The following is a 22,618-nucleotide window of genomic DNA, read 5'->3' as shown; positions in this document are numbered from 1 at the left end:
GCGCGTGACGCGCTCGCGTCTCCGCACGCCCCACCTGCCCTGTTAAGGTCTGGAACTCGTGGTGGAAACTCGCACTCTCGCCCGGGCAGACGTGTACAAGTGGGGCGCCGTCACGGCGATCGGTGTCATCGCCGGTTATCTGGCCGTGGTGCTCGCGAATGCTCGTCACTTCTACACCGACGACACCGAGTCCCAATACGCGCCGCTGTGGGTCATGCTCGGCCGCAGTCTGCGAGAAGGACACCTCCCGGTGCTCGTCCCCGAGAACTGGATGGCGGGCAACTACGCGATCGAGGAAGCAGGCCTTCTCAATCCACCGCAACTCCTGATCGACCTGATCGCACCGTCCTTCGACAACCTGGCGTTGTACGCGACGATCGTGAAGTTGATCTTCGCGATCATCCTTGCACTCGGCGTCTATCGGATCTGCCTCGAGTACGGCTCGAAGCCCACGTGGGCTGCCGTCGCCGGCGTCTCGATTCCGTTCACCGGTTTCCTGCTGTTCTTCGACTCGGCCAGTTGGATGACTGCCTTCACCGGCACTGCCTGGATGGTTCAGGCGTGGGCGTCGGCAATCCGCTACGCCCGAGGTAAGAGCGGTCCGATCCCGACCTTCGTGTTCTTGTATCTCGCGATGTCGGTCCAATATGTTTTCCCCGCAGTCGAATCCGGCTTGATGATCGGCGCGGTCGCAATCGGCGAAGTTGTCTATCAGCGGCGTTGGCTGCCGTCACTGCGGCTTCTGGCGGTGTCCGCGTGTGCCGCTCTGGCCGGTCTCGCGACGTATCTGCCGAGCCTGCTCACCGCGGACGTCACCTGGCGCGGTGCATCCGAAGTCAAGAACGATGCATTCCTCGCCGTCCCGTGGTCGGAATCGCTGAACGCGAGCCTGCCGAGCACGATGCCCGCGTTCACCTCGTGGTGGGGATACATCCAGACCATGCCCATGGTCTACATCGCCTGGTTCCTCATACCCGCCCTGGCATTCATCGACTGGGGCAAGGCACGCGCCGCGGCACGCGAATTGACCGCCGTCGGGATCTTCACGGTCGCCGTCCTCATGTGGACTGCCGGGCCGAGCACGATCGGCCCACTGCGGTGGCCCGCGCGCGTACTTCCGATGGTGGCCATCGGACTCCTGCTTCTGGTGTGCATCCTGCTCGGGCGTTACGCCACGACCGACAAGTTGCGCGGGCGCTGCGTTGCAGCGGGAATCCTCGTGGGCCTGCTTCTGATTCGGTCAGCCTCGGCAGCTCCCGGGCTCGCGAAATGGCATGTGATCTCGGCCCTGCTCGTTGCCGCACTCGGCGCCGCGATGGTCTGGCTCGGCCGTACCAAGGGCACTGCTTTCGCATGCCTCGTAGCGATCGTCGCGGTCTCCCCCATCGCCTACGCCCAGGTTCGGGCCGCGCAACCCACCCCGATGAGCTGGAACCTGCCCGAATCCCGCTCGGAGATGAAAGAGGCCTTCCCCGACTTCGAAGGCACGACACTGCAACTGGGCGACCGTGCACTCATCGCACCCGGGGACAAAACCCTCGACGGAGCGTACGGTTCCCTGGCTTTCGGCAACTACCCCAAAGACCTCGAACTGACCTACACCAGCGGCTACACCCCCAACGGGCACTTCTACTTCGGTGATCTGCTCTGCATGCGCTGGGACATGAGCGTCTGCCCCGACGCCTTTCGGCGCGCATTCACCGTCGAACCCACCACCGGCAGCACCATCGTCGACCTGATGAACGTGGACCGCGTCGTACTTCAGAACGCTCTCTACCCCGATGCACGCAAGAACCCGGCTCCCGACGGATGGAAATGGGTCGACTACCCCGGACACGAGAACTACATCTCGGTACTCGAACGCGTCGACGGCCCCGTCTCGACACGCAACGGACGCATCGCCGACGCCCACGGCGTCGAGGCTACGTCGATCGCGGAATCGAACATGTCGAGCACCCTTCGTGTCAGTTCGGAGACCGGCGGCAAGGTTGTGTTCGCACGGCTCGGCTGGCCCGGATATCGGGCGAGCATCGACGGTCAGCCTGTCCCGATCGACGTCGTCGCGAAGTCCTTTGTCACCGTAGACGTTCCAGCCGGTACGAAAGACGCGGAACTTGTCCTGACGTGGCGTCCCCCGGGATGGAAGGTCGGCGGCGCTTCGATGGTCGCCGGAGTCCTCGGACTCGGCGTGCTCGAGTGGATGTATCTGCGGAACCGACGCAAGGACGGGATCAACACCGTGAAAACCGAGTCTTCATGACCGAAGACATCGCATCACCCGAGAACCCCGGCCCACTGCTTCGGGTGGTCAAGCATCAGCCCATCGCATTTGCCATTGTCGGAGTGGCTAATACGGCGATCGGATACGTGCTCTTCGTGATGTGGTCGTTGATCCTCGACAACAAGGATCTGTATCAAGTGGCTGTGATCGGCGCGTACTCCATCAGCGTGCTCATCGCTTTCGTTCTGCATCGGACTCTGGTTTTCCGTGTCCGCGGACATGTGGCACGCGACCTGGGAGCGTTCATCGTCGTCAATTCCGGTGGCCTGGTGCTGAATCTGATACTCGGAACAATCGCGGTGTCGATTCTGCATGCCCCGCCGCTTCCCGCCCAGGCGGTTGTCATGTTGATCGTCGCCGGTGTGAGCTTCTTCGGTCATCGATACTTCTCGTTCCGCCGCAAACCTGCCGAACGGCACTGACCTTCTACGATTCGCGGGGTAGCGCTCGATCCACTGCCGCCTCGACGATCGTCCGAATATCTTCCTCTCCGAACAGGTTCGGCAATGTGAGTCGATCCAGTGCGAGCCAGTTCAGCGACAAATAGAGCAGGCGAACGGTCATCGCATCACCCGGCACGCCCGACGCCAGATGATTGGCTACGTTCAGATCGAAGTCTTCTCGGATGCGGACGGTCAGCACCGCTCGCAGGTCCGGTCGACGCGTCGCCTCCAGTCGCAACTCCATGAGCGCGAGGAAACCCGTTCCGAACGAGGTGACGCGCTCGACCACGTCGAGCATGAGCGTCACCAGGCGCTCACGATCGGTGCCGTTGACGGGATCGATCATCCCTTCGAGGTCCTCCGGAATCAGTCGCTCGTAGATCCGGCCACCCGCTTGAGTGAGCAGGTCGTCGCGATTGGAGAAGTAGTTCGACGCTGTCCCGTTCGGCACTGCTGCCTGGGCGTCGACGGCTCGAAACGTCAAGCCTCGAGCACCCTCTCGGGCCAACACCTCGATTGCCGCGTCGATCAGGGCAAGCCGGCGTTCCGGGTTCTTTCGCACTTGACATCACTCCTGACACGACCCTAAGTTAAACCACTACAAACATAGTACTACGAACGGAGCGTTATATGCGAAAGCTTGTGTACTACGTGGGAGCTTCCCTCGACGGATACATCGCGGGGCCTGGTGGCGAATTCGATTTCCTCCCGGTCTCCGAACAGATCACGGCCTGGATATGCGATCGATATCCTGAAACCGTGCCAACGCATGTGCGGCCCGCTCTCGGAATCGAGGACGCTCCCAACAAGACCTTCGACACGGTCGTCATGGGCCGCGGCTCCTACGAGCCCGGGCTGGCCGCCGGAGTGAAAAGCCCCTTCGCGCACCTGCGTCAGTTCGTCGTCTCCACAACCATCCCTGACGCCGAGGATCCCCCCGTCACCATCGTTCGCGCCGATCCGCTTGGGGTAGTCAGATCTCTCAAAGAGGAAGAAGGACAATATATCTGGCTGTGCGGCGGCGGAACTCTCGCCGGCGAACTACTACCAGAGATCGACGAGTTGATCATCAAGAGGTATCCGGTAGTCGCCGGCGCAGGCATACCGATGATCAGAGGTAACTTCGAGCCGACACTGTTCACACCGACTGCAACCGAATCGCTCGACGACGGCGCAAGCATCACCTGGTTGAAGCGAAATACCTAAGGAAGTAGATCCGGTCGACGCTCGGCCGTGCGCTGCAGCGACTGCTCATGGCGCCACGCTTTGATCTTCGCGTGATCACCGGAGAGAAGCACCGGCGGAACTTCGAGGTCGCGCCACACAGCCGGGCGAGTGTAGCTAGGCCCTTCGAGAAGGCCGTCGGAGAATGAATCCTCTTGGTGTGACAGCTGATTGCCGAGAACGCCGGGCATCAGTCGCACGACAGCCTCGACCATCACCAGCACGGCTGCTTCGCCGCCGATCAGGACGTAATCGCCGATGCTGACTTCTTCGACTCTGACCCGCTTGGCGGCGTCGTCGAAAACCCGTTGATCGATACCTTCGTATCGGCCGCAGGCAAACACAAGGTGCTTGGCGTTGGACCAGCGGTGCGCGGTCTCCTGGGTGAACGGAACGCCGGCGGGAGTGGGCACCACCAGAATGGTCTCGGCATCATCGGGGCCGGAAGAATCGGAGCGCCCGATCACGTCGTCCAGTGCCGGGCCCCAGACGGTGGGTTTCATGACCATGCCGGGTCCGCCGCCGTACGGGGAATCGTCGACGGCTTTGTGTACGTCATGGGTCCACGACCGCAGATCGTGGACGTCGACCGAGATCAAGCCGCGTTCGATTGCCTTGCCCAGCAAGGCAGCACGAAGCGGTTCAAGATACTCGGGAAAGATGGTGACTACATCGAGACGCATGACAAGCGATCAGTCGCTGTCGGCGTTCGAATTGTCGCTGTTCGACTTGTCACCGAAGTCCGGGTCGAGCAGTCCCTCGGGGGGCTCGATCACCACGACGCCGTCGGCGATCGACACCGAGGTGACGATGGCTGCGACAAACGGGATCAGCAATTCACCGGACGTCTCACCGGCGCGGCGAATCGATAGCAATTCACCTGCGGCGGAATGCAATACCTCGATGACCGAACCGATCTCGGTGCCGTCCGTGAGGACGACCTTCAGTCCTTCGAGTTCGTGATCGTAGAACTCGTCCGGATCATCCGAAGGCTCGAGTTCGGAACTGTCGATGACAAACAGTGTGCCGCGCAACGCATCTGCGTCGCCACGGTCACTGACGCCTTCCAGGCGCAGCAGAAGCCGCCCGGAATGATCCCGGGCGGCTTCCACTGTGTACGACTTCAGTGTGGACTCGCGCGGCTTGCGCCCACGCAGCACGGAACCTACGGCAAAACGATCCTCGGGCTCGTCTGTACGAACCTCGACTACCAATTCACCTTTGATGCCATGCGACTTCGCGACACGACCGACTACGAGTTCCACCTGTTTACTGCCGTCTACTGATCGGTGTCGACGACATCAACACGGATACCGCGGCCACCGATGCCGGAGACCAAGGTCCGCAGAGCGGTCGCCGTGCGACCACCCCGACCGATGACCTTGCCGAGATCGTCGGGGTGCACGTGCACCTCGACGGTCCGTCCCCGACGTCCGGTGATCAGCTCGACGCGCACATCGTCGGGATTGGCGACGATGCCACGCACGAGATGCTCTACCGCATCAGCGACGACGGCACTCACTTGTCAGCAGCCTCGGCGTCTGCAGCGGGAGCCTCGGCGTCAGCCGCGGTGTCTTCTGCCTTGGCCTCGTCAGCCTTTGCAGCCTTCTTCTTCTTGGGGGTGATTGCTTCTGCAACCGGCTCGTTCTCGGCCTGCGCGAGCGCAGCCTGGAAGAGCTCGAGCTTGGTGGGCTTGGCTTCCTTGACGCGCAGGGTGCCTTCGGTGCCCGGGAGGCCCTTGAACTTCTGCCAGTCACCGGTGATCTTGAGGAGTGCCTCGACGGGCTCGGTGGGCTGTGCGCCCACGGACAGCCAGTACTGAGCGCGCTCGGAATCGATGTCGATCAGCGAGGGCTCTTCCTTGGGGTGGTACTTGCCGATGGTCTCGATCGCACGGCCGTCACGACGGGTGCGCGAGTCGGCGATGACAACGCGGTACTGAGCGTTGCGGATCTTGCCGAGGCGGGTGAGCTTGATTTTGACAGCCACAGCTGCAGTTCTCCTTCAGCGCGCACAACAGTGCTGCGCATGTCACGTGCAATTCAGCGACCCACACGATTTGTGAGCCCGGTTTTGCCTCTATCCTGTGACCGTCGCAGCGGTACGTAACCGGTTGCGACGAACAATGGTCCATTGTGCCAGATGGGTGGGCTCGTTCGGAAACCACCCTATGCGCGCTTCGAGAGTGCGGGGACTCCCTAACCACTCACGGGGGTTCCGCGGAGGATCACACGCATCGGCTTCGCGAGCACATCGGGGTTTCCGCGCGGATCTTCGGAATAAACCACCAGGTCGGCGGGCGCTCCTTCTTCGATCCCCTGCGCACCCAACCAACTCCGTGCGTCCCAGCAGGCTGCGCCCAGCGCCTGATGCGCCGTCAAACCGGCAACTTCGAGTTCGGCGATCTCGTCGGCGATCCGCCCGTGCCTGATCGATCCGCCGGCATCCGTTCCGGCATAGATCGGAATCCCGGCCTCGTGAGCGGCACCGATCGTCCGATGTCGACGAGCGTGCAGATCCCGCATGTGCGCCGCGTAGATCGGATACCGCGTGGCAGAGTCCGCGATCTCGGGGAAAGTTGCGATGTTGATCAGCGTCGGAACCAAGGCCGTGCCGTGAGCGACCATCAACTCGATGGTCGCGTCCGTCAATCCGGTGCCGTGCTCGATGCAGTCGATGCCGGCATTGATCAGGCCGGGCAGAGCATCCTCGGCAAAGACGTGAGCGGTGACCCTTGCGCCTTCGGCATGGGCGGCAGCGATGGCCTCGACCAGAATCTCGTCGCTCCACAACGGGGCGAGGTCACCGATGGAACGATCGATCCAGTCCCCGACGAGCTTGACCCAACCGTCACCGGCGCGTGCCTGACGCACCACCTCGGCCGGCAACTGAGATTCGTCGTCCAGGTCGACCGGCAGGCCCGGGATGTACCGCTTCGGTGCTGCGATGTGCTGACCTGCGCGAATGATCCGCGGCAGATCGAGGCGCTCGTCGATGAACCTGGTGTCGACCGGCGATCCGGCGTCACGAAGCAACAGCACGCCCGCGTCACGTTCGGTCTTCGCCTGCCCCAGCAAGCCGTCGACGGTTTCGCCGCCGCCACCGCCGTAGCGGATACCGACGTGACAGTGCGCATCCACGAGACCCGGTGTGATCCAACCCGATTCGACGATCGTCTCCGCACCGGACACCGGCTCGAAGGAGATCAGCCCGTCGACGATCCACAATTCGATCGGCTCGGCATCGGGCAGACCGATACCCCGCAGATGAAGCGCAGCCACCGACTACTTCTTGGGCAGCTTGAGCTGGGAGAGATCGATGCCTTCCAGTCCGGGCGGCAACTGATCGAGACCCTTGGGCATGTTCGACAGGTCGGGCATACCGGCCGGCATTCCGCCGGGCATACCCGGGAATCCGCCCATGCCGGGGAATCCTCCGCGCATCTTGGGCTGCGTCGGGCCCTTGCCGCCCTTCTTGCCCTTCTTGCCCTTCTTGCTGCGAACCTGCTTACGCGCGCCGGGCATACCCATACGGCCGGCCATGGCAGCCATCATCTTGCGGGCTTCGAAGAAACGGTCCACCAACTGGTTGACGTCGGAAACCTTGACGCCCGAACCGTTCGCGATGCGCAGTCTGCGTGAGGCGTTGATGATCTTCGGATCGTCGCGCTCGGCCGGCGTCATACCGCGGATGATGGCCTGAATGCGATCGAGTTGCTTCTCGTCGACGTTGGCAAGCGCGTCCTTCATGCCGCCTGCACCCGGCAACATACCGAGGAGGTTGCCGATCGGGCCCATCTTGCGGACGGCCATCATCTGATCGAGGAAGTCTTCGAGGGTGAGCTGACCGGAACCGATCTTCGCTGCGGTCGCTTCGGCCTGATCGGCGTCGAACACCTGCTCGGCCTGCTCGATGAGGCTCAGGACGTCGCCCATGCCGAGGATCCGGCTGGCCATGCGATCGGGATGGAAGACGTCGAAGTCTTCGAGCTTCTCGCCGGTGGACGCGAAGAGGATCGGCTGGCCGGTGACCTCGCGGACGCTCAGCGCGGCACCACCGCGGGCGTCGCCGTCGAGCTTGGTGAGGACGACACCGGTGATGCCGACTCCCTCACGGAAAGCGTCGGCCGTGCTGACCGCGTCCTGACCGATCATGGCGTCGAGGACGAAGATGGTCTCGTCCGGGTTGACGGCGTCACGGATACCGGCGGCCTGCGCCATCAGCTCCGAGTCGATACCGAGGCGACCGGCGGTGTCGACGATCACGACGTCGTAATGCTTGTTGCGTGCTTCTTCGACGCCGGCGCGGGCGACCTCGACGGGGTCGGCTGCGGAAACGCCCAGTGCGTTCTCGCCGCCGCCGATGGAGGTGCCGGGGTGCGGCGCGAAGACTGCGGCGCCTGCACGCTCACCGACGATCTGAAGCTGAGTGACGGCGCCGGGACGCTGAAGGTCACAGGCGACGAGGAGGGGCGTGTGCCCCTGATCCTTGAGCCACTTGGCCAACTTTCCGGCCAGCGTGGTCTTACCGGAACCCTGCAGACCGGCCAACATGATGACCGTCGGCGGCGTCTTGGCGAACTGCAGTCGACGAGTTTCGCCGCCGAGAACCTCGACCAGTTCTTCGTTGACGATCTTGACGACCTGCTGAGCCGGGTTCAGTGCACCCGAGACCTCGGCGCCCTTGGCGCGTTCCTTGATCTTGGCGATGAAGCTGCGCACTACGGGAAGCGCGACGTCGGCCTCGAGCAGGGCAAGGCGGATCTCGCGGGCCGTAGCGTCGATGTCGGCGCCGGACAGACGACCCTTGCCACGCAGATCCTTGAGAGATCCGGTCAATCTGTCGGAAAGGGATTCGAACACCGAGTGCGCTCCTGAAGGTCGTGCGAGTTAGCCGTGGATATTCTCGGGCACCAGCCTAGCCGCTACGCCCGCACCGATCCCAGCCGATGCGGGCGTAACTGCCGAAACCGGTCCGTCAATCCTCTTTCTTCTTGGGTTGTGGCACCGGAACCACCGCCAGCACCGCCTCCTCGACGCGCTCTCGCGCCGCGCGGGTATCGGCCTCACCGAAGTCGAGGCAGAACGCGTCGACCACCGAGGAACCCAAGGTGGCGACCTTCGCCCACCGGATGTCGGCTCCACTGTGTTCGAGTGCTGCGGCCAGTCGGCAGAGCAGGCCGACGCGGTCCTCGGTACGCAATTCGAGGATCGCCTGACCGTCACCGGGCGCGTCGAACCAGATGACCCGCGGTGGCGCCTGCGCATAGAGCACTGGAACCGCGGAATCCTTGTTGGTCTGGATCGGGTCGTCCCACTGCTCTGCCCGTGCCTCCTCGTCCTTCGCGTCGAGAAGTTCGAGCAAATTCAGTTCACCGGCCGAAGCCCGGATCAATTCCTGCCGGAGCAGCACCGCCTGCGGGGGTGTGCCGAACCTCGGCGTCACGACAAACGAGTTGACCGCCGAACCTGCATGCGACCCCAGCGATGCGGAATGCACCCGCAAGGACTGCAGCGCCAGAACTCCGGCAGCCCGAGACAGCAGCCCGGGAGCGTCGGGCGCGATGACGGTCACGACGTAGGTGTGCGCATTCTCGGCCGGAACGAGCGAGACGTGAACCCCGCCCTCCTCGGCGATGGCCAATTGCTCGGGAGCGAGTGGATCGGGTTGCGGGAGCTCCTCCCCTGCCATCAGCAAACGACAACGACGCACCAGCTCGCCGATCAACGACGACTTCCAGTCGCCCCAGACACCAGGCCCGGTGGCCAGCGAATCCGCTTCCGCCAACGAATGCAGGAGATCGAGAAGGGTCCCGTCTCCCTCGAGTGCGTCGACCACTCGCTGCACCGTTGCCGGATCGTCGAGGTCGCGACGGGTGGCGGTTTCCGGCAACAGCAAGTGGTAGCGCACCATCGCCGTCAACGTCGCGACGTCGGAAGGCCAGAGTCCCAAGCGATTTCCGATCGCGGTGGCCAATTCGGCACCGACGACGCTGTGGTCTCCCCCTCGCCCCTTCCCGATGTCGTGGATCAACGCACCGAGCATGAGCAGATCCGGCCGAGCGACGCGAGTGGTGAATCCGCTTGCATACGCGGCGGTTTCGACCAGGTGCCGATCCACCGTCCACGTGTGGACGGCGTCGCGCGGCGGAAGATCGCGAATGGTCCCCCACTCCGGCAGGAGTCGACCCCAGAGCCCGGTCCGGTCCATCGCCTCGATCACCGGAACCGCACGCGATCCCGAACCCAGCACGACCAAGAGATCGTTGACTGCATTTTTCGGCCACGGCTCACGCAATTCGGGGGCATTGTCGGCCAGGCGATTGAGCGTCGACGCGGAGATCGGCATGCCGTTGGTGGCCGCCGCTGCCGCGACCCGCATCACCAGACCGGGATCCTTCTTCGGTCTCGCATCGCGCGCCAGAACTACTTCGCCGGCATGCTCGACGACGCCCTCGTCCAGTGGCCGTCGCACCGGCGCGCGACGCAGCCGCGACAAACCACGCCGGGGCAAGGAGTTTCCGGCGGTACGGATACCGACGTCGACCGAATAGCTGATGGTGCGCGCCGATTCGCTGAGAAGTCGCGCCAGATCGAAGCGATCACCGATCCGTAGCGCCGCACCGATCTCGTCGGCGTCCTGTGCTCGCAGTTGGTCGCGGGCGCGACCGGCAACGCGGTGAAGTTCGGTGCGCACGTCGAGCAACCGCCTGTGCGCAAGTGCCAGACCGCCGCCGGGCGAGTTGGGTCCCAGCCCCGGCATCCCGTCGGTCAATTGCGCGATGGACAGGGCGTTGAGCAGTTGGACGTCTCGCAGCCCGCCACGACCGCTCTTGAGATCCGGTTCGGCGCGATGGGCGATCTCGCCGCTGCGCTCCCACCTCGTACGGGTCTGGGTGATCAATTCGTCGAATCGGCTGCGGATGTCCATGCGCCACTGTCGTCGGACACCACTGATCAACAGGTTGCTCAGCTCCACGTCGCCGGCAATGTGGCGTGCTTCGAGCATTCCGAGTGCTGCCGTCATGTCGGTGGCCGCAACCTGAAGCGCCTGCGGAAGCGTCCGCACGCTGTGGTCGAGTTTGATGTGCGCGTCCCACAGCGGGTACCACAGGCTGTCCGCGACCTGGGCCACGACCGCCGGGTCCATGTCGTCGTGCAGCAGAATCAGATCGAGATCGGAATACGGCAGCAGTTCGCGTCGGCCGAGACCACCCACGGCGACGATGGCAAACCCACAATCCGGTTTGATGCCCAGTTCGGTCCCCTTGGTGGTCAACCAGAATTCGTGCAAATCGACCAGTGCATGTCGCAGCGCGGGGGCGTCGAGCCTCCTGTTCTTGACGCCTCCGGTGAGTAGGGCCTTGCGTGCGCGGGCCAGGTCCGCAGCTTCGTCGGATCCCCCTGACGAGACCGGCCCTGGCCCCGTCGCTTTCGCGACGGAACCAGGGCCGAAGTTCTCGGACCCTTTCGGGTCAGAGTGCATCGCCACCGCGTTCCCCGGTGCGAACCCGGATGACCGACTCGACTGGCGAGACCCACACCTTGCCGTCACCGATCTTGCCGGTTCGAGCGGCCTCGACGATCACCTCGACCACCTTGTCAACGGCCGCGTCGTCGACGACGACCTCGACCCGGACCTTGGGTACGAAGTCCACGGAGTACTCCGCGCCTCGGTACACCTCGGTGTGGCCCTTCTGTCGGCCGTAGCCCTGAACTTCGCTGACTGTCATACCCAGCACTCCGGCCTGCTCGAGTCCGGTCTTGACGTCCTCGAGCGTGAACGGCTTGACGATTGCTGTGATCAGCTTCATGTGCTCATCCCTTTCCAAACTCTGAAGTGCCTGAATTCACTTTAATCACGTGCTGATCACGCGAGGTCGTATGCGGTCTCTGCGTGTTCGGTCTCATCGATGCCGCGTGCCTCGTCCTCGGCCGAGATTCGCCAGCCCAGGGGCTTGAGTGCGAAGCCGATGATCGTCGTCAGAACGCCGGTGAAGACGAGTGCTGCGAGTGCGATCACGATCTGAACCACCAGTTGCTTGTAGTCGCCGCCGTAGAAGAGGCCGGTTGCGGTGCCGAAGAATCCGATACCGATCGTGCCCCACAGGCCGGAGACAAGGTGAACACCGACGACGTCGAGCGAGTCGTCGAAGCCGAAGCGGAACTTCAGGCCGACTGCGAGAGCGGACAGGATGCCGGCTACTGCGCCGAGGAAGATGGAACCGACCGGGTTGAGCGCACCGGCAGCAGGGGTGATGGCGACCAGACCGGCGACCGCACCGGAAGCTGCGCCGAGGCTGGTGGCGTGGCCGTCACGAATACGCTCGGTAGCGAGCCAGGCCAGGACTGCGGCACACGTCGCGGTGGTCGTGTTGACCCAGGCGAGACCGGCGTTACCGTCGGCGGCGAATGCCGAGCCGGCGTTGAAGCCGAACCAACCGAACCAGAGGAGTGCGGCGCCGAGCATCACGAAGGGCAGGTTGTGCGGACGGAAGGCGGTCTTGCCGAAGCCGAGACGCTTGCCGACGATGAGTGCGAGGACCAGACCGGCCATACCCGCGTTGATGTGAACGACTGTGCCACCGGCGAAGTCGATCGGAGCGACGTTGGCGACGGTGACTCCGTCGTCGTTGACCGTGGTGCCGAAGAGCTTTGCCGCGATGCCGTCCTCGGAGCCCGAGAGGAGTCCGCCGCCCCACACCATGTGTGCGAGCGGGAAGTAGACGACGGTGACCCAGATACCCGAGAACAGGAGCCAGGTGCCGAACTTGACCCGCTCGGCCAGGGCACCACTGATGAGGGCGGTGGTGATGATCGCGAACGTCACCTGGAACGCGATGTCGATGACGTTGGGGTAGCCCCAGGCGCCGGCGATGAAGTTGCCGTCAGCATCGGTGATGCTGTTCTTGAGGCCGAAGAACTCGAACGGGTTGGCAAAAATGCCCCCGATGTTCTCGGTGCCGTAGGACATCGACCATCCCCACAGAACGTAGATGACGCCGATGACGGCCATGGCCCCGAAGGACATCATCATCATGTTCAGGACGGACTTGGACCGAGACATCCCGCCGTAGAAGAAAGCGAGGCCGGGTGTCATCAGCAAGACCAGAGATGCAGCCATCAGCATCCATGCGGCGTTACCGGAGTTCGCCAACAAATCGTCGGTACTCACTTACTACCTCCTAGTCGCACGTGCCGGGCAGCACGTCGTTAAGGAGAAGAGTGCTGGGCTGGTGTTTCGTCCATGGCGCTGTCGCGTTTCGCAGACGTGAACCAATTGCCCAACTTTGTTGCAAACAGGTTTCGCCAGGGAGTTCTACCGACCCTGTGCGCCTTTTTGGTAGTTCGCGCTACCAAAAAGGCGCACGGGGGCGTCAGCCCAGGAGGGCGTCGACGAACGCACCCGGCTCGAACGGCGCCAGGTCGTCGGCACCTTCACCGAGGCCGACCAACTTCACCGGCACACCCAGTTCATGCTGAACCTGGAAGACGATTCCGCCCTTGGCGGTTCCGTCCAGCTTGGTCAGTACGACGCCGGTGATGTCCACGACCTCCGCGAACACGCGAGCCTGCGCCAGTCCGTTCTGGCCGACCGTCGCATCGAGAACCAGCAGAACGTCGTCGACCGAGGCCTTCTTCTCGATAACCCGCTTGACCTTGCCGAGCTCGTCCATCAGACCGGTCTTGGTGTGCAGACGGCCGGCGGTGTCGATCAGGACCACGTCGACGCCGTCCGCGATGCCCCGTGAGACCGCGTCGAAGGCAATCGCAGCGGGATCGCCACCCTCCTTGCCACGAACAACTTCAGCGCCGACACGCTCGGCCCACGTCTGGAGCTGATCGGCGGCGGCGGCGCGGAACGTGTCCGCGGCACCGAGCACGACGCGACGACCGTCGGCGACGAGCACGCGAGCCAGCTTGCCGGTGGTCGTTGTCTTGCCGGTCCCGTTGACGCCGACGACGAGCAGAACAGCCGGGTGATCATCGTGCGGCAATGCGCGGATGGAGCGGTCCAGTTCGGGACGCAGTTCGGCGATCAACACCTCGCGCAGAAGGGCGCGGGCGGCAGCCTCGGTCCGGACGCTGCGGGCCGCCATCTGCTCACGAAGCTTCGTGACGACTTTTTCCGTGGTCGCGGAGCCGAGGTCTGCGATGAGGAGGGTGTCCTCGACTTCTTCCCACGAGTCCTCGTCCAGATCGCCGCCACCGAGCAGACCCAGCAAGCTCTTGCCGACTGCTGACTGCGAGCGGGAAAGGCGCCCGCGCAGTCGGTCCAACCGACCCTCGGTCGGGTCGATCTCGTCCAGCACGCGCGGTGCAGGCTCGACGGGTTCGGGAACGACAACAGGTTCGGGAACGACAGGTTCTTCGACAACAGGTTCTGCTACCGCTGGTTCTTCTACGACCGGCTTTTCGATTACCGGCTCTTCGACGGCGGCCGGCTTCTCCGCAACAGGTTCTTCGACAACCGGTTCCGCGACAGTTGGTTCCTCGATAACCGGTTCTTCGACGACAGGTTCTTCGACGACAGGTTCTTCGACGACGGGCGGCTTCTCGGCGACCGGAGGTGTCGGAACCACCGGAGGTGGCGCCGTTGCCGTCGACCCCTGACTGAAGTTGAACCCGCCACCGGCCTTGTAGCCGCCTGACTTGTCCTTCTCGGGGGCGCCGAGCTCCGGCTTCGTCTCGGGTGCCTTCAGCGATACCTGCCCCTTGCGGTAGCGCAGGAATCCGGCAACGAGAACGACGAGTAGTACGGCCGCTACAGCCGCGATGATGATCCAAGCCTGGGTAGTCACCGGCCCATTGTTTCAGGCTCCGACCCGGAAAGTGAGCAGGGCTTACGTCGAGGCCATGTCTTGACCGCGAAGTCGCTGCGAAATCACGGTGGTGATGCCGTCGCCGCGCATGCTGACGCCGTACAACGCATCGGCGATTTCCATCGTCGGTTTCTGGTGAGTGATCACGATCAACTGCGACTTCTCCCGCAATTGTTCGAAGAGTCCGATCAGCCGCCGCAGGTTGGTGTCGTCCAACGCCGCCTCGACTTCGTCCATCACGTAGAACGGGGACGGGCGTGCCCGGAAGATCGCGACCAGCATGGCCACCGCGGTCAACGACTTCTCGCCGCCTGACAGCAACGACAACCGCTTGACCTTCTTACCGGGCGGACGCGCCTCGACTTCGATGCCGGTGGTGAGCATGTCCGAGGGATCGGTGAGGACCAGCCGCCCTTCTCCCCCGGGGAACAATTTCTCGAACACTCCCACGAACTCACGCTCGACGTCGGCATAGGCCTCGGTGAACACCTGCAGAATTCGTGCGTCGACGTCTGCGACCACAGCAAGAAGGTCCTTGCGTGCGGTCTTGACGTCCTCGAGCTGAGTGGAGAGGAAGGTGTACCGCTCCTCGAGAGCTGCGAATTCCTCGAGCGCCAGCGGATTGACCTTGCCGAGGGTGGCGAGGTCCTTCTCGGCCCGCTTGGCGCGCCGTTCCTGAGTCGCGCGGTCGTACGGAAGCGGAGCGGGGGCGGTGACCTGCTCCCCACGCTCCTTGGCCTGCTCGTACTCCTCGATTTCGAGAGCGGTCGGCGGCAGTTCGACCTCGGGCCCGTACTCGGCGATCAGATCGTCGAGGCCGATACCGTACTGATCGAGGATCGACTCCTCGAGTTGTTCGATGCGCAGCGCTGCCTGTGCCTTCGCTACCTCGTCGCGGTGGACGGCGTCGGAGAGCGAAGCGAGTTGTCCGGTCAGTGCTCGGACTGTCTCGCGGACCTGATCCAGCTTGGCCGTGCACTCGGTGCGGGCCCGAGCCAACTCGTCGCGGTGAGCAAGAGCCGCGGCGACGACGGTCTCGAGTTCGGCCGCCACGCGCTGTCCCGACTCGGCGACGGCAGCTGCAACTTCCGCAGCGTGCGCTCTGGCGCGCAGAGCCCGCTCGGCGCGAATCCGCGCTTCTCGTTCCGCGGCGGCCGCACGCCGAAGCGAATCGGCCTTTCCGCGTACGGATTCCGCACGCTCTTCGGCGGTGCGCACGGCAAGGCGAGCATCCATTTCGACGATGCGCACTTCGGCGAGCGCTGCTGCGGCCATTTCGCGATCGGCAGCGGTCGATTCCGCACCGTGTCCCGGTGCACTGCCGTCGGTTTCGGCGACGCGCAGACGTTCCTCCAGATCCGCGAGCTTTGTCAGCGACTCACCGCGGCCCTCCTCGGCACGCACTCGCTGGGCGGTCAACCGCTCGGATTCCGCGTGGGCGACTCGTGCTGCCTGCCCCAATCTGCCCAACTGCTCGTAGATGGCGGACATGGCGGCGTCCGACTCGTTGAGCGCTGCCAAAGTTTGCTCCGCGGTCTCGCGTCGAGCGGCTTGTTCGGCCAGAGCGCCGGACAGCGCCGCGTCGAGTTCCTCGGATCGGCTCTCCGTTGCCGCCAGTTCCGCTGCTGACGCGTCGATCGCCGCCTGCACCTCGAGCGTGCTCGGTTGCCGATCCGAGCCACCGATCATCCACCCCGAACCGTGCAGATCGCCAGAACGCGTCACTGCGCGAATTCCCTTGTGGTCAGCAACAACTCGAATCGCGTCATCGAGAGTCTCGACCAGGACGACGCCATCGAGGATGGCGGTCAATCCGGCACGCAACTCGTCAGGGCAGTCGATGACGTCGACGGCCGGACGACTACCCGGCGCGATCTCGGCCTCGCGCTTGATCGCCGGTTCACCGCTCACGATCAGTGATGCACGTCCACCGTCCTGATCGGCCAGTGCTGTCACAGCGGAGCGAGCAGAGTCCAGCGACTGCGCCACGACGGCGTCCGCCGCCGGCCCCATCGCGGCAGCGATCGCGGCCTCGTAGCCGGGTTCGACGTGAATCAATCCGACCAGCGAGGTGATGCCGTCGTCGCCGCGGTGTTCGAGCAGCCAGCCGCCACCGTCCTTGCGCTGCAAACCCATCGACAGTGCCTCGATGCGCGCCCGGAGCGAAGCGATGCGTTGCCCGCTCGTTTTTTCTTCCTCACGAAGCTCTTCGACGCGCGCGTCGATCATCTCGAGAGCCTCGATGGCGCGTTCGTGATTGGTATCGAGGCCGACTTCACCGGCGTCGAGGTCCCCGATGCTTTCTTGCACCGTGTCGAACTCGGCCTGTGCGGCATCGCCACGCAGACGAGCCTCGTCGATCGCGTCGGTCAGCCGAGACACTTCCGCGTCGACGGATTCGACGCGGGTACGCAGAGTGTCGACCTGACCGGAGAGTCGAGCAAGACCTTCACGGCGGTCAGCGACGGCACGAACTTCCGCCATGTGCGCCCGTTCCGCTTCTGCTGCAGCATCTTCGGTGGCTGCGAGCTGGTCCCGAGCAGCTTCCGACGCCGCTCGCGCGATTTCGACGCCTTCGAGGAGTTCGGCCTCCTCGGCAGCAAGACGTTCGGCGCGCGCCTCCATCTCGTCCGGGTCCTGGCCGCGGTTGCCGACAGGTTCGGAGTCGAGATGACGCGCACGCTCGCGGGCGATGCGCACGGTGGCGTTGACGCGTTCGGCAAGCGCGGAAAGCTGGAACCAACTCTGCGCAGCGGCTTCCGATCCCGGAGTCAGACGAGCGAGAGCTTGCTCCTGGCGCCCGAGTTCGAGGTTGGCCTCGTCGAGCGCAGCCGCCACCTGGTTGTGCTGTTCACGGGCCGCTTTCTCGTCCTGCGCCTGGTCGTTCAATTGGTTTCGACGGGTCACCAGATCGTCAGCAGCCAGACGCATCTTTGCATCACGCAGGTCAGCCTGGACCGTCTGTGCTCGCCGAGCAACCTCGGCTTGGCGTCCCAGCGGTTTGAGTTGCCGACGCAGTTCCGCGGTGAGGTCACTGAGGCGAGCAAGATTGGCCTGCATGGAATCGAGTTTGCGCACCGCTTTTTCCTTGCGGCGGCGATGTTTGAGGACTCCCGCGGCTTCTTCGATGAAGGCGCGTCGATCTTCGGGACGGGATTCGAGGATCGCGGCGAGCCGTCCCTGCCCGACGATGACATGCATTTCGCGGCCGATGCCGGAGTCGCTGAGCAGTTCCTGGACGTCCATCAGACGGCAGGACGAGCCGTTGATCTCGTACTCCCCCGCGCCGTCGCGGAACATCCGGCGCGTGATCGACACCTCGGAGTACTCGATCGGGAGCGCCCCGTCGGCGTTGTCGATGGTCAAGGTCACCTCGGCGCGGCCCAGCGGCGCGCGGCCGGAGGTGCCGGCAAAGATGACATCTTCCATCTTGCCGCCGCGCAGGGCCTTGGCGCCCTGCTCGCCCATCACCCAGGTCAACGCATCGACGACGTTGGATTTACCCGAGCCGTTCGGGCCGACCACACAGGTAATTCCCGGCTCGAACCGAAGAGTCGTTGCCGACGCAAAGGATTTGAATCCCTTGAGTGTCAGACTCTTGAGGTGCATGGGGGGAAACTTTACCGCCAAACAGGTCAGCGTTCGACGAACCCTGTCAGGTCGCCCCTGGCGGTGTCCCAGCTGTCGACCACGAGATCCACCGTGCCCGGGGTAGTGCCGGAGCGCAGCAGCTCCACCAATCGCTCGAGCTGCGTGCGTTGGCCTTCCGCCACGACGAGCACTCGACCGTCACGCTGATTGGACGCATATCCGATCAATCCGAGTTCGAGAGCGCGGGCCCTGGTCCACCACCGGAACCCGACGCCTTGAACGTATCCGTGAACCCACGCCGTCAACCGCACAGGCGCTGCTTCAGCCATGACGCTCAGCCCGCCACACGTTCGAGACGGTGAACGTCACCCAGGAATCCGGTGGTGTAGAGCGCGTTGGGATCCCAGCCCGGTCCGGCGCCGAACTTGACCGCAGATGTGAACGGCAGACCCGAGGCGATCTCACACGAAGATCCCGAATCCGGATCGACGCGAACAACTTTGCCGCCGGCATTAAATGCGACGTACAACGCGCCGTCCGGTCCGACGGTCAGATCGTCCGCCATGTTTGCCGGACCGAACCCGGGGAGCGTGATCGTTCGCACCGGCCCGCCCAGATCGTTTGCGTCGAGGATGTGGACGGCGGTGACCATGTCGAAGGTCGTGCTCACGTAGATCGTCGAACCGGAGCGTGCGAGGCCGTCGACGGTGCCGAGGTCTTCACGAACGATCGAACTGCTTCCGTCACTGTTGACGACCGTGAGCCCCGGCCTGGCGAGTGTGCGGGCAGTGAGGAAACGGTTATCGTCCAGCTGCACAAGCCCGTTCGGCATCACCAGACCGTCGGCGATCGTTGTCACCGACCCGTCTGCGACGTCGACCTTGCGGAGGCTGCCGTCGGCGATTCCGAACAGTCCCGAGACAGTCGAGTTGCCCGTGGTGAAGTACACGGATCCCTCACGCGCGACCAGACCGCCAGGTCCGGTGACGTCACCGACCAAAGTTGTCCGTGTTCCGTCCGGCGCCACTTTCAGCAGTGCACCCGGCCCGATCAGAGCCGACTGCGACAACACCATCGATCCGTTGCCGTCGAATTCGAGGTTCTCGAGCATTCCGGCACCAGTCGTCACGACGCTCGACGTCCATGTGCCGCAACTACCGGCCGAGCCGTCGGCCGGGACCGAGGCCTGCGCTGGAGCACTCAGCGCCACAACGGAACCCAGTGCGATCGCAGCGACAACGCTGCCGGCGCGGAACATCAGGCTTCCGTGTCGAACGACAGAGTGACCTTGGTTCCGGCCTTGAGCGTGCGCCCGACCGTGCATACCTTGTCCACGGAACGCTCGACGAGAGTGATGAGGCGCTGCTGTGCCTCGGCATCCAACTCGCTGAGATCGAGCTCGAGGACCTCGTCGAGCTGCGGGTAGACTTCGTTTTCACGATCGGCGGCTCCGGACACTCGGACCGTCGCGTCGTAGTTGTCACCGAGCCGGCGCGAGATCGGGAAGTCGGAGCTCATCCCCGTGCATGCGGCCAGTGCAATTTTGAGGAGTTCGCCGGGCGTGAAGACTCCTGGCACCGATTCGGAGCCGATGAGAACCTCTGCGCCGCGCGAACTCTTGCCGGTGTAGAGGCGGGTTCCGGTTCGTTCGACCCAAAGCTCCGTGTGAGCCGGGGCGGTTGCAGTGGTGTCGGGAGTCTGTTCAGCCATGACGCAATCTTGCCACTCCGCCGAACCGAAGGGGCGGGAGACCTAGGCGATTCGCCGTGCCCTCGGGGTCGGCTGGCACCGCGGGCAACTGAACGACGATCGATTCATGAACTTCTCACGCTTGATCGGCGCGCCGCATCGCGGGCACGGGAGGTTTTCCTGCCCGTACGCCGACAGCGACCGGTCGAAGTAGCCCGATTCCCCGTTGACGTTCACGTAAAGCGCGTCGAAGGACGTACCGCCCTGATCGAGCGCTTCACCCATCACCGAGTGTGCCGCGGTCAACAGTTCTCGAAGTTTGGGCCTGGTAAGCGTTTCGGCGATTCGGTTGCCGTGAATCTTGGCGCGCCACAATGATTCGTCGGCGTAGATGTTTCCGATTCCGGAGACCACCGTCTGGTCGAGAATCGCGCGCTTGATCTCGGTGTGCTTGCCCCGCAGGACTTTCACGACGGATTCGAGATCGAACGCCGCATCCATGGGATCGCGGGCGATGTGCGCCACCGACTCGGGCAGCATCGTTCCGTCGACCTCGACGAGGGGTGAAATCGACCAGCCACCGAAGGTCCGCTGATCGACGAATCGAAGATCGGCCCCGGAATCGAGGGCCAACCGAATGCGTAGGTGCTTTTCCCAGTCGACTGTCGGGGGTTGGACCAGCATCTGTCCGCTCATCCCGAGATGAACCACCAGTCCGACACCGGCAGGCTCGAGAACCAGCCACAGGTACTTGCCGCGACGCTCTGCCGAAGCGATGGTCTGCCCGGTGAGTTGGCCGATCAAGTCCTCGGAACCGAGAATGTGGCGCCTGATCGCGCGGGGATGGAGTACCTCGACGGCCTCGATCGCCGCACCTACAGCATGAGACTGTAGGCCGCGGCGAACGACTTCGACTTCGGGAAGCTCAGGCAAGAGTGAACTCAGCCGGCAAGATCAGGCGTGTCGTCAGCAGCGACTGCGGTAGCAGCGGCATTCTCCGACATCGTCTTCCATGCCGAACTTGCTGCCTTCTGCTCGGCTTCCTTCTTGGAACGACCGACACCGACACCCAAGGGTTTGCCACTGATGAGAACGGTGGCCGTGAATTCCTTGTCGTGATCGGGTCCTGTGGCGGTGATCTCGTAAACGGGAACTCCGGCACCGTGTTCTGCGGTCAGTTCCTGCAGACTCGTCTTCCAATCCAGACCCGCGCCCAGAAGCGGTGCGCGAGTGAGTAGATCGTCGAACAGATCGAGGACGACGCGTCGCGCAGTCTCGATGCCGTGCTGCAGGTGGATGGCGCCGAGAATCGACTCCATACCGTCGGCGAGAATGGACGGCTTGTCACGGCCGCCCGTCATTTCCTCGCCCTTACCCAGCAGCAGGTGTGCTCCGAGTCCACCTTCACCCAGAGTCCTGGCAACCTCGGCGAGTGCATGCATGTTGACCACGCTGGCACGGATCTTCGCCAGATCACCTTCGGATTTGTCCGGGTGGGACAGGTAGAGATTTTCGGTCACCGTGACGCCGAGAACGGAATCCCCGAGGAACTCGAGGCGCTCATTCGTGGGCAGTCCGCCGTTCTCGTACGCGTACGAGCGGTGCGTGAGAGCCAGGGTCAGAAGACCGGGCTCTATATCTACGCCGACAGCGGCGAGGAGCTTGTCGTGATTGCCCTCGCCGCCGGCGGCTGAAACTGTATTTTCGCTCGTCATAGTCTTTCTCCGGGGAGAACTAGACAGCAGCGGTTACCTGGCGGCCCTTGTAAGTACCGCATGACGGGCATGCGATGTGGGGAAGGGTCTGCTCGCCACAGCCACGGTTGGGGCAGGTAACGAGGGTGGGCACAGTGGTCTTCCACTGGCTACGACGCGACCGCGTGTTGGATCGCGACATTTTGCGCTTGGGGACAGCCACTTCTACTTCTCCTCGGCTTCGGTGATCACAAGATTTTCGCTGGTGTTTGATTCCACGCCAAATTTGGCCGCGAGACCAGCCCAGCGAGGATCAAGTATGTCATGCCCATGCCCAGATTCCGCAATCGCCAGGCGAATGCCACATTCTGAGCACAATCCCAGGCAATCGTCACTGCACAGAGGCTGGAGCGGAAGCGCCAGCCCGACTGCATCGACGATGACCGGTTCGAGGTCGATTTCGTCGTCTTCGACCGCGTAGACCTCTCCCTCTTCCGTCGTCTCCTCGGTGGTGCTGTCCGGGTAAGCGAACAACTCCGTGAGATAGATGTCCACGGTGTCGGTGAAAGGTTCAAGGCACCGCGAGCATTCACCCTTGGTGGGTGCGTGCACGTTTCCGGTGACGAGAACGCCTTCGGACACTGCTTCGAGACGAAGATCGAGATCTATGTCCGCGCCCGCTTCGATCGCGATCAGATCGAGACCGATACGGTTCGGGGACTGAATTGTTCTCTCGACGGTACGCATCGACCCTGGACGACGACCGAGCTTGACCGTGTCCAGCAAAAATCCCGCATCACTTGACTGATGCGACGAACTACGACGATGCGTTGACAAAGAGAACTCACCTAACTGTTGAAACTGGTATGGGCAA

At 63.6% G+C, this 22,618-nt stretch carries 22 protein-coding genes; 3 read left to right on the top strand and 19 right to left on the bottom strand.

Annotation, left to right across the window (positions count from 1 at the left end):
* The first annotated feature begins 61 nt into the window (after window positions 1-61).
* Window positions 62-2,260, top strand: coding sequence for a hypothetical protein (locus tag GN300_RS22745; RefSeq protein WP_063316740.1), 2,199 nt, complete (start codon window positions 62-64; stop codon window positions 2,258-2,260).
* Window positions 2,257-2,703 carry a GtrA family protein gene (locus GN300_RS22740; protein WP_063316582.1) on the top strand — a complete coding sequence of 149 codons (447 nt, stop codon included), beginning with the start codon at window positions 2,257-2,259 and terminating at the stop codon, window positions 2,701-2,703. The genes GN300_RS22745 and GN300_RS22740 overlap by 4 nt, the downstream gene beginning before the upstream one ends.
* A 4-nt stretch (window positions 2,704-2,707) precedes the next feature.
* On the opposite strand, the gene GN300_RS22735 is transcribed toward GN300_RS22740, so the two are convergent.
* Window positions 2,708-3,286 (bottom strand): TetR/AcrR family transcriptional regulator, encoded by a 579-nt coding sequence (locus GN300_RS22735; protein ID WP_003942695.1) that lies wholly within the window; start codon window positions 3,284-3,286, stop codon window positions 2,708-2,710.
* A 68-nt stretch (window positions 3,287-3,354) separates the two neighbouring features.
* On the opposite strand from GN300_RS22735, the gene GN300_RS22730 reads away from it, so the two are divergent.
* Entirely contained in the window at window positions 3,355-3,930 is a 576-nt protein-coding gene (locus GN300_RS22730; protein WP_063316583.1) for a dihydrofolate reductase family protein, read from the top strand.
* On the opposite strand, the gene trmD is transcribed toward GN300_RS22730, so the two are convergent.
* From trmD to GN300_RS22640, 18 genes are all read right to left on the bottom strand, one after another.
* The gene (gene trmD / locus GN300_RS22725) at window positions 3,927-4,631 is read right to left on the bottom strand and encodes a tRNA (guanosine(37)-N1)-methyltransferase TrmD (protein WP_003942745.1); all 705 of its coding nucleotides are present in this window, start codon (window positions 4,629-4,631) and stop codon (window positions 3,927-3,929) included. The genes GN300_RS22730 and trmD overlap by 4 nt on opposite strands.
* Window positions 4,632-4,640: 9 nt before the next feature.
* On the bottom strand, window positions 4,641-5,213 hold the full coding sequence (gene rimM / locus GN300_RS22720; protein WP_050656639.1) for a ribosome maturation factor RimM: 573 nt from the start codon (window positions 5,211-5,213) through the stop codon (window positions 4,641-4,643).
* A gap of 14 nt (window positions 5,214-5,227) precedes the next feature.
* Window positions 5,228-5,470 carry an RNA-binding protein gene (locus tag GN300_RS22715; RefSeq protein ID WP_003939023.1) on the bottom strand — a complete coding sequence of 81 codons (243 nt, stop codon included), beginning with the start codon at window positions 5,468-5,470 and terminating at the stop codon, window positions 5,228-5,230.
* On the bottom strand, window positions 5,467-5,937 hold the full coding sequence (gene rpsP / locus GN300_RS22710) for a 30S ribosomal protein S16 (protein ID WP_003942818.1): 471 nt from the start codon (window positions 5,935-5,937) through the stop codon (window positions 5,467-5,469). The genes GN300_RS22715 and rpsP overlap by 4 nt, the downstream gene beginning before the upstream one ends.
* 209 nt (window positions 5,938-6,146) lie before the next feature.
* Window positions 6,147-7,229: an amidohydrolase family protein gene (locus GN300_RS22705; protein WP_050656640.1), complete on the bottom strand. Its 1,083-nt coding sequence runs from the start codon at window positions 7,227-7,229 to the stop codon at window positions 6,147-6,149.
* Between the two features lie 3 nt (window positions 7,230-7,232).
* Window positions 7,233-8,810, bottom strand: coding sequence for a signal recognition particle protein (ffh, locus tag GN300_RS22700; RefSeq protein WP_003942713.1), 1,578 nt, complete (start codon window positions 8,808-8,810; stop codon window positions 7,233-7,235).
* Between the two features lie 115 nt (window positions 8,811-8,925).
* Window positions 8,926-11,433: a [protein-PII] uridylyltransferase gene (locus tag GN300_RS22695; RefSeq protein ID WP_003942689.1), complete on the bottom strand. Its 2,508-nt coding sequence runs from the start codon at window positions 11,431-11,433 to the stop codon at window positions 8,926-8,928.
* Entirely contained in the window at window positions 11,423-11,761 is a 339-nt protein-coding gene (locus GN300_RS22690; RefSeq protein WP_003942772.1) for a P-II family nitrogen regulator, read from the bottom strand. Before GN300_RS22690 ends, GN300_RS22695 begins: the two co-directional genes overlap by 11 nt.
* A gap of 56 nt (window positions 11,762-11,817) precedes the next feature.
* Complete coding sequence (locus GN300_RS22685; RefSeq protein WP_042450902.1) at window positions 11,818-13,077, bottom strand: ammonium transporter; 1,260 nt, start codon at window positions 13,075-13,077, stop codon at window positions 11,818-11,820.
* A gap of 247 nt (window positions 13,078-13,324) precedes the next feature.
* A complete protein-coding gene (gene ftsY / locus GN300_RS22680) occupies window positions 13,325-14,749 on the bottom strand; it encodes a signal recognition particle-docking protein FtsY (protein WP_063316584.1) in 1,425 nt (474 codons plus the stop codon).
* 42 nt (window positions 14,750-14,791) lie between these two features.
* On the bottom strand, window positions 14,792-18,379 hold the full coding sequence (gene smc, locus GN300_RS22675; RefSeq protein WP_063316585.1) for a chromosome segregation protein SMC: 3,588 nt from the start codon (window positions 18,377-18,379) through the stop codon (window positions 14,792-14,794).
* Window positions 18,380-18,405: 26 nt separating this feature from the next.
* Entirely contained in the window at window positions 18,406-18,690 is a 285-nt protein-coding gene (locus GN300_RS22670; protein ID WP_007729313.1) for an acylphosphatase, read from the bottom strand.
* Window positions 18,691-18,695: 5 nt separating this feature from the next.
* Entirely contained in the window at window positions 18,696-19,619 is a 924-nt protein-coding gene (locus GN300_RS22665) for an SMP-30/gluconolactonase/LRE family protein (protein ID WP_042450824.1), read from the bottom strand.
* A complete protein-coding gene (locus GN300_RS22660) occupies window positions 19,619-20,071 on the bottom strand; it encodes an OsmC family protein (protein ID WP_003942740.1) in 453 nt (150 codons plus the stop codon). The genes GN300_RS22665 and GN300_RS22660 overlap by 1 nt, the downstream gene beginning before the upstream one ends.
* A 42-nt stretch (window positions 20,072-20,113) precedes the next feature.
* Window positions 20,114-20,983, bottom strand: coding sequence for a bifunctional DNA-formamidopyrimidine glycosylase/DNA-(apurinic or apyrimidinic site) lyase (gene mutM, locus GN300_RS22655; protein WP_003942752.1), 870 nt, complete (start codon window positions 20,981-20,983; stop codon window positions 20,114-20,116).
* An 8-nt stretch (window positions 20,984-20,991) separates the two neighbouring features.
* Window positions 20,992-21,765: a ribonuclease III gene (rnc, locus tag GN300_RS22650; RefSeq protein WP_003942759.1), complete on the bottom strand. Its 774-nt coding sequence runs from the start codon at window positions 21,763-21,765 to the stop codon at window positions 20,992-20,994.
* A 19-nt stretch (window positions 21,766-21,784) separates the two neighbouring features.
* Window positions 21,785-21,967: a 50S ribosomal protein L32 gene (rpmF, locus tag GN300_RS22645; protein WP_007729318.1), complete on the bottom strand. Its 183-nt coding sequence runs from the start codon at window positions 21,965-21,967 to the stop codon at window positions 21,785-21,787.
* Window positions 21,968-21,969: 2 nt separating this feature from the next.
* On the bottom strand, window positions 21,970-22,530 hold the full coding sequence (locus GN300_RS22640) for a DUF177 domain-containing protein (protein ID WP_007729319.1): 561 nt from the start codon (window positions 22,528-22,530) through the stop codon (window positions 21,970-21,972).
* Window positions 22,531-22,618: the final 88 nt, after the last annotated feature.

The organism is Rhodococcus sp. Ni2, from assembly GCF_021352185.1.
Taxonomy (GTDB): Bacteria; Actinomycetota; Actinomycetes; order Mycobacteriales; family Mycobacteriaceae; genus Rhodococcus_F; species Rhodococcus_F qingshengii.
This window is presented reverse-complemented; position numbering and strand designations above follow the sequence as displayed.

What these genes read in the sequence shown, in the direction of transcription:
- GN300_RS22730 (WP_063316583.1), top strand. Translation starts at nt 3,355, where the DNA reads ATGCGAAAGCTTGTGTACTACGTGGGAGCTTCCCTCGACGGATACATC.
- GN300_RS22665 (WP_042450824.1), bottom strand. Translation starts at nt 19,619, where the DNA reads ATGTTCCGCGCCGGCAGCGTTGTCGCTGCGATCGCACTGGGTTCCGTT.
- GN300_RS22740 (WP_063316582.1), top strand. Translation starts at nt 2,257, where the DNA reads ATGACCGAAGACATCGCATCACCCGAGAACCCCGGCCCACTGCTTCGG.
- GN300_RS22690 (WP_003942772.1), bottom strand. Translation starts at nt 11,761, where the DNA reads ATGAAGCTGATCACAGCAATCGTCAAGCCGTTCACGCTCGAGGACGTC.
- smc (WP_063316585.1), bottom strand. Translation starts at nt 18,379, where the DNA reads ATGCACCTCAAGAGTCTGACACTCAAGGGATTCAAATCCTTTGCGTCG.
- GN300_RS22660 (WP_003942740.1), bottom strand. Translation starts at nt 20,071, where the DNA reads ATGGCTGAACAGACTCCCGACACCACTGCAACCGCCCCGGCTCACACG.
- trmD (WP_003942745.1), bottom strand. Translation starts at nt 4,631, where the DNA reads ATGCGTCTCGATGTAGTCACCATCTTTCCCGAGTATCTTGAACCGCTT.
- GN300_RS22670 (WP_007729313.1), bottom strand. Translation starts at nt 18,690, where the DNA reads ATGGCTGAAGCAGCGCCTGTGCGGTTGACGGCGTGGGTTCACGGATAC.
- GN300_RS22685 (WP_042450902.1), bottom strand. Translation starts at nt 13,077, where the DNA reads ATGCTGATGGCTGCATCTCTGGTCTTGCTGATGACACCCGGCCTCGCT.
- GN300_RS22695 (WP_003942689.1), bottom strand. Translation starts at nt 11,433, where the DNA reads ATGCACTCTGACCCGAAAGGGTCCGAGAACTTCGGCCCTGGTTCCGTC.
- rnc (WP_003942759.1), bottom strand. Translation starts at nt 21,765, where the DNA reads ATGACGAGCGAAAATACAGTTTCAGCCGCCGGCGGCGAGGGCAATCAC.